At 54.6% G+C, this 216-nt stretch carries 1 pseudogene; it reads right to left on the bottom strand.

Annotation, left to right across the window (positions count from 1 at the left end):
- Positions 1–216, bottom strand: a pseudogene (locus tag A3709_RS15850) (hypothetical protein); the annotation flags it as partial.

Below are 216 nucleotides of genomic sequence, written 5' to 3'. Positions count from 1 at the left end.
CCGCTAAAATCCACGCATGATCAATGCCATCGACACCCATCCTGTCACCGACTGCGGCGGGGCTGGTAAAGTCCAAAGGCGAACCCGCCAGAGACACTAGCGCCCCCGTAGGAATAGCATCCTCATCGAGGTCAGCCACTTTGTCACTAAAAAGCTGCAGGCGATGATCATGGATACTTCCTGCCGCATGTCCCTCCAGATTGAAGTACGCATGAT

The organism is Halioglobus sp. HI00S01 (assembly GCF_001635445.1).
In the GTDB taxonomy this organism is placed as follows: Bacteria; Pseudomonadota; Gammaproteobacteria; order Pseudomonadales; family Halieaceae; genus Halioglobus; species Halioglobus japonicus.
The sequence above is the reverse complement of the archived record's forward strand: the minus strand, read 5'-3'. Positions and strand labels throughout refer to the sequence as shown.